Here is a 7,054-nt window from a genome sequence, read left to right on the forward strand (position 1 = left end):
ATTTGGAGTCATAAGTATTATTTGACTTCCCGCTTTCTGAAGGGTATCCATTATATATTTTAGATTTTTTTCAAATTCAAATATCGGGATTCTCGGTTTATCATTATTACCATCAAACCAACTGTCGTTAATACCAAAACAAATAATGGTAATGTCTGGCTGATGAACCAAAACATGTGACTCCAAGCGGTCAAGGGCGTGTTTAACCCGATGGCGATTATTGTCACTCAAATAGCCGGTATGACTCCCTCCAATCCCTTCATTAAAAACCACATTTGGAATTCCTTCTTCTAACAAAAGTTCGGAAAGTCGTTGGGAATAAACACCTGTAATTGTATTTCGAAATGCTGTTGTAGAATTGCCAAAAGCAACTATCTTCAATCGTTCTGGTAGTTGATAATTTTCCCCGGTGTATGTTACATTTCGAATTCTAATTTTATTTTTACTATCACTTTTTCGCGGCTTAATGATGAGTTTATTAATTGAAGTAATTTTTTCTGAATTAACTAATCGGGTCGTTTGAAGTTGTTCATTAATAAAAACAGATAAACTTGAGCTCTCTAAATTCCAGGAAACAGAAATTTGTTGCCATTTTGCTATTTCATTATTTATGGGATAAAGTTTTATATTGGTGTTGATTTGATATTCGAAAACGATTTCATCTTGATTTTGTAAAACCAACTCCCCCATAAACCCTGATTCAATGCAATACTCGAAATGAATTGTTCCCGAGGCAATTTCAGAAAATTCAAATTCTGTCGGTTCAACAGAAATAGATTTTTCCTCTTTTTGAAGTAGAACCTCGATTTGGTTTTTACAGCTAAATAAGAAACTAACTAAAAGAATGCTAATTATTAATTTCCATTTCATCCGTTTATAATTTTATATTTTTAATTGCAACGTATGGAACTTACCATGATTTTATAATCATTATTTTTTGTGTTTAATAATTCTAAAATCATTGACGTTTCATAATCGAAATTTACAAAGTTAAATAATTGAACAATATGCATTATAGAAAATCAGGGAGCCATTGCTCCCTGAAATTTCTAACTAACCAAACTAAAACTAATCTATGAAAATAGTAGATCAAAGTCATCAAAAATTTAATTTATGAATAATTAAAATTAATATAAAAAGTCAACTTAGATGGTGCAATAATCTTTCACCAATTAGTACAGGATTGGATATTAAAGTAATAATCATACATAATAGGGGTAAATTTCTTTCTTATAATAAGTAGTTGAATTAGACCATTAATAAAAGTTGTTATTTTATTGTATAGAAGTTGTGTCGTTTATAGTATTTTAAATTACCCGTTCTATGAATAAGATCGTAAAAACAGGGGAGTCATTTCCGATAAATATTTAAACAAGAACTGGGAATTTTCCCAGGGAAATATGTACTAAAGATAAAAATGGATAAAGTATGCCAGTTTTTAGGTGAACGAAATATAAGTATACAGGAAGTTGGTTTTGCGACTGGTTATGACGATATCATCCGCTTTTACAGGGCTTTTAAGAAATATACCAAAATGACATCAAAAGAATATCGAATGAAATATTTCCCAATTGGCTAAATAGTAAAATTTATTGTAATTTACTATATCGTAACAAAGAAACTCAGGTGGTAAAATATCTCAAATCTTCCACATCCCTAATTAATGTCCTTAATTACGCTTAAATGTTTTTCTGTTGTAACCTTTCTTGTGTTATAATTATGATAATAAATATGATGTGCAGAGTCTGACGGATAAGGATCTTTAATTCCTGGAGGATAGTTGACCATTCCGTGAAAAGGAAGAGGTAATACTGTTTTACCCGATGCAGTATTAAGGTCCCCATCTTTTACCCAACCTACACTTTGGATCATAAAATCCCTTTTCCAACCTTTTGGCAAATCCGACAATGTATTTGCATCAAATTTAATAGATGTTTCATCACCTGCATTGGAGATAATGTATTTATCATCAGCTTCAGTAAGAAGAGGCAGTACATCTCCATATCGGGTATAATCTCCCTCAAGGTCGATCCATTTAGGCTCCTTCGAAACATCTGAATAATCGAACCAATGAGGTCCATACCTTCCTCCTTTTCTGAAACTACGGGAAAATCCTCTGTAATGGATATCAGCATAAACAGGTTTCATTTCGGTTGATTTAATGGGAGCTGTGGAATTACACGGTGAATAGAAGATTTGATTCCAGTACAATTCCATATTTGTACGAATACGAATGCGATGGTCGTCGGAAAGAAACTTACCTGTTAAGTTGACTATTACTGTTTTATCTTTTCCCATGGGGAATCCAAACCGATCAACAACAGTTTCCCAATGGCCATTTTTATTGATTACTTCTATTGAAGGCGAAGCAACATTTATGGAAGACGATTGTGAAAGTGCAACATTTATACTAGCATCTGTGGGGAAGATCCAACCTGTTAGAAACAGATAAAAGTCTTCTAACGGATTTACCTTCCCAAAATCCAGAATCAGGTCTTTCATTTCAGTTATGCCCTGATATTTTTCCAACTGAAAATTGGCGATATACTTATCATCTTTTTCCAAAATCAGAGGAAGTATGTCTGTTCCATTATGGTCAACTGCTGAAACAGGAACCTGTTTACCGTTAACAGTGTAAATTTTATATTCGGGGAAAGGAGGAGGTGAAAATTCTTCATCAACAAAAACTTCTATTGAATCAGGATGGTCAACGGCCATTAATCTGACTTTATCAAAATAAATGGTTTCCCATAATTCCGATGTTATTTGAATGGAGTAGAATCCGTTTTTTTCTTTCAGATTTTCACCTGGTATTTTAATATAATCATCTGATGCATCAGCGAAACCATAGGTTGTGGTGCCTCCCATAATACCAAGCGGCATTCCGAGAGCGCTCCTCCACATTATATCTTTTACAAAGACATATTCTTCCCCATTCCATGTATATAAAAATGGGCATGATCCTTTTAGTATTTGTTTCTCAATGAGGTCCTGATCGGAAACGGGGAAAAATATATTTTGTGGGACTCCATTTGTCCATGTAATGCGTATCACGTCAGCCTTTTCGCGGAAACCAATTCCAAAATGAATATTGGGTTCGTTTACAACTTTTGTTTGATACAAGTCTCCTGCCCTGATTTCTACTTTTGCACCAATACCAAAAAAGTTATTTTTTGCACTGCCTGTACGCAATCCCACCAATTTCATATTAACGAAATGATTTATGTTTCCACCATCATTCCGCAACAAACGAACCCCACCATTCAATCCCGCAACAACAATATCTTCATCACCATCCTCATTATAATCAAGAATTGCAATTTGCTTTCCTGATTTTAAATCTTGCGGTAATAAATCTGAAACATCATTAAAATTCCCATCTCCTTCGTTATGAAATAAAAATACCCCCTTACCCTCTTTTTTTGTTGATTCTCCAACTACAAAAAGATCAAGGAATCCATCATTATCGAAATCTAAAAATGAGGTGTCATACCCTTTCAAGTTTTGAAGAATAAGGAAAATTTCTTCTGATTTATCAGCTTTTTCAAATTTACCGTTACCTTGATTATTGTATAAAATATGACCTCCACCATTAAATGAAGTGACAAAAATGTCTAAAAATCCATCATTATCATAGTCACCAACGGTTACTGCACTTGAGCCTCCCGGCTTCAAATTAAACTCACTGGTTTTATCCTTAAAAACCCCTTGTCTCTGATTTGAATAAAAAATGTTGCTTGAATTTTCATTAACAATAAAAAGGTCAATATCACCATCATTATCAAAATCGCCAAATGCTGCATCTCTTGTTAAGGAATTTCCTCCATCTAAGTTCATTTTCTCAGTTTTCTCCAAAAATGATCCATCCGAATTATTCCGAAAAAGCACATTTGACGAAGAAGTAGCTTCAAATAAATCCAGGTCTCCATCGTGGTCTAAATCAAAAAACAAAGACATAATACCTTCCGTTTCGATATCAAGTTTTGCATCATTGGTAACATTACTAAAAGTACCGTCACCTGCATTTTTATATAAGATATTTAATCCCTCTTTTGAAATATACAGGTCAATATATCCATCGTTATCATAATCAGCAAAAATAGCAGAGGATTCAATCCCTGAATGTCGAATACCGGCTTCATTTGAAACATCCACAAATTTCCCCATATCATTTCTGAATAAAAAATGTTCATAAGTTGCGGATTGAGAATCAAAACTACCCGCATAAATATCCATATCTCCATCTCCGTCATAGTCGCATACGGTAACATGTGCAACATTTTCTCCAGTTTTTGATGAAGGAATTATATCCAAACCTGAAGAGGTAGTAATATCAGTAAATTTGATGGCATCAAGAACCGACTCCCATTCATTAAATTGAGAGGAAGTTTGTTGATCAAAAGTAATCACGGGGAATCCGATCAGGGAGCCTCCTGGTCCCTTCAATTCGAGAATGCCAGACTGATAAGGAGACGTAACCTTTAAATAATTATGAAATATTCTGAATGAGGTAATTGCCTTATCATTGTCTGATAATTGCAGAGCTCTGAGTGTATTGTCGTAATACTCAATTGCTTCTTTCGGAAATTCAGGAAATAGTTTGCTTATTTCTTCTATCTGCTCCAATGCCTGATCAGAATTACCCTTTCGAATCAGAATTTCGATTAAATTAAGGCGTGGCACTATATTATCAGGTGCATTTTCAACAACTTTCACAGTGTACTCTTCCCCCTGTTTTTGCGATTCTTCATCTGATTCTGTTGAATAAAGCTCAGAAAGATTATACAATGTTTTTATATGCCCCGGGGAAATTCGAAGTGATTCTTTAAGTTCTGAAATAGAACTTTCCCTATCACTGTTCATTTGATGCACTTTAGCCAAAATTAACCTGATATCTGGATCTTTAGGCTCAATTCTAATAGCTTTTCTAATCCGTTCTTCTGCTTCCTGATATTTACCCATTCTCAAGTAAACTAGTCCTAAATTAGCATAACCAAGTTTTTCTTTTGGTGCAATATCGATAAGCTTAAGAAACTCTGCTTCTGCCTCTTCCAGTTTGTTCTCTTCAAGATATGCAAGACCAAGGGTTCTGATTGTTATCATATCCAATGCTTTTTGCTTGCTTTTATTTTGAATATTTCCGCAACTAATTAGAAGGAAGGAATAGAGTCCCAATAATAAAAAAGCATGTGTAATTTTCATAGCAGTAATCTAAAAATGTTATAGATCTTTTTATAAATTTATTATAAAAACTTTGTGAGTACCTTTAAACACTTATCCTTCAATATCATATATGCCTTTAATGTAAGTCCCATTCAGGATATATAAATCAAGGTGATGGTCACCGTTGAAGTCCAATACTGTTATCTCGGAACCCTTACTTTCCTGAATATTCTCATAGGTATAATCACCAAATGTATACCGGAAATCAACCCGGCTTGTTGGGCTACATCTGTAAAAGTAGCTTTATATTCATGTGCATTCAGAATAACAGGAAATAACATGCATAAAAACCAGGAACAGAAATATATTAACTCCTTTTTCATATTATTCATCTTATAATTCAAAAATATTTAGTGCCTCATTGTTACGGGCTACCAATAATAGCAGATTATTTCCTTTTTTTATTACACAAATATCTCTGGCATCACCCTTGCTGCTAAGCCCGGATAATTTTGAGTTTATGATAGAAAATTTATCTTCCCCGTATTTAAGGACGCATCCATAGGACGCATCTAATCTGGAGGTTTCAACCTCTGTATTATAAATGTTGCCAACTGATAAGATTTCATTTACCCCATCTTTATCAATATCTAAAAATTCAAAGTCTTGAATTGGAGAAAATTGAGCTTCAATTGGCAATTTTTTAATTTCAAATTTACCATTACCTTGATTCTCTATAAATACACTTTCCAATAAGTCAGCTTCGTAATGAAGTGCACTATCTAATTCTTCCTTGCCATATATATCAATAAGACTAGCTTCTGCAAAAGATTGAAAACTAGGAAATTTTTCAACGATAAAAGGCATTTGTTGAGAAGAGCATTCACGGCCTCTTACGGGGACAAGTTCGTTTTTGTATGAATTGGAAAGTACAACATCAAAAGTTCCCGATTGGTCAAAATCATCGCAATAAATATGAAAGGATTTTCCATTGCCTACGTGATATTTAGAATTTAATCCTAAATTTCCGGCGAATAAATCCAAGTCTCCATCATTATCAAAATCATTGGCTGCAATGCTAAACCAAAGTCCTACAGAATTTTCCAGACCCGAAACAGAAATCTTTTCGAATACCCCATTTTTATTTTCCAGGAATTGAATGGAAGTCCATTCTCCAACAGTTATTAAATCATCATCCCCATCCTGGTCGTAATCCATAAAAATTGCGTCTGTAACCATTCCAATTTGCTCTAAATCAGGAGCATTCTTGCTGGTAACATCTATAAATTTCCCTTCTTCATTTAGCAATATATGTGAATTAGGGCTATATGGATATTTATCGGGAACAATTCTTCCACCAATAAAAATATCCAGATCACCATCTTTATCAATATCATTAACTTTTACACTTTGCCCGCTTGTAAAAATGGGAGGCAATGCATTTGTTGTTTTACTAAAATAGCCTTTCCCATCATTAGCATACAATCTGTCCTGAAACATTTCGTTGCCGGCCGGGAATTCACTGCCGCCACTAACCACATATAAATCCTGGTCACCATCATTATCAAAATCAAAAAACAAGGATTCCAGGTCTTCATAAAAATTATCATTACTCCAAGGCCCGTTTTGTTTGTTGAATTTCCCTGAAGAATTTTGGATATAAAGTTCACCACTTTGATTTGCAGCTCCGCCAACAAAAAAATCTTCCAGCCCATCGTTATTTGCATCAGCCTTTGAAATAAACGGACCATTATGAGATTGGCTATAGGGCAAAAGAATCTGATTTTCAAAATCGTCAAACGAATTTTCTGTGTGTTGGTAGGTAATCCCAATTTCATTGGAAGTTATTTGCCTGAAAGAAGGCTCAACTGTAACGTTGTCTGAATTTTTA

At 34.1% G+C, this 7,054-nt stretch carries 4 protein-coding genes; 1 reads left to right on the forward strand and 3 read right to left on the reverse strand.

Annotated elements, in window-relative coordinates:
- The coding region (locus tag HOG71_14480; protein MBT5992055.1) for an SGNH/GDSL hydrolase family protein at nt 1-870 on the reverse strand (870 nt) is incomplete at its 3' end.
- Nucleotides 871-1,363: 493 nt separating this feature from the next.
- Between HOG71_14480 and HOG71_14485 the strand changes: the two genes are divergently transcribed.
- A complete protein-coding gene (locus HOG71_14485; GenBank protein ID MBT5992056.1) occupies nt 1,364-1,579 on the forward strand; it encodes a helix-turn-helix transcriptional regulator in 216 nt (71 codons plus the stop codon).
- 77 nt (nt 1,580-1,656) lie between these two features.
- On the opposite strand, the gene HOG71_14490 is transcribed toward HOG71_14485, so the two are convergent.
- On the reverse strand, nt 1,657-5,202 hold the full coding sequence (locus tag HOG71_14490) for a tetratricopeptide repeat protein (protein ID MBT5992057.1): 3,546 nt from the start codon (nt 5,200-5,202) through the stop codon (nt 1,657-1,659).
- 354 nt (nt 5,203-5,556) lie between these two features.
- The coding region (locus HOG71_14495) for a VCBS repeat-containing protein (protein MBT5992058.1) at nt 5,557-7,054 on the reverse strand (1,498 nt) is incomplete at its 5' end.

This window comes from Bacteroidota bacterium (genome assembly GCA_018698135.1).
Classification (GTDB): domain Bacteria; phylum Bacteroidota; class Bacteroidia; order CAILMK01; family JAAYUY01; genus JABINZ01.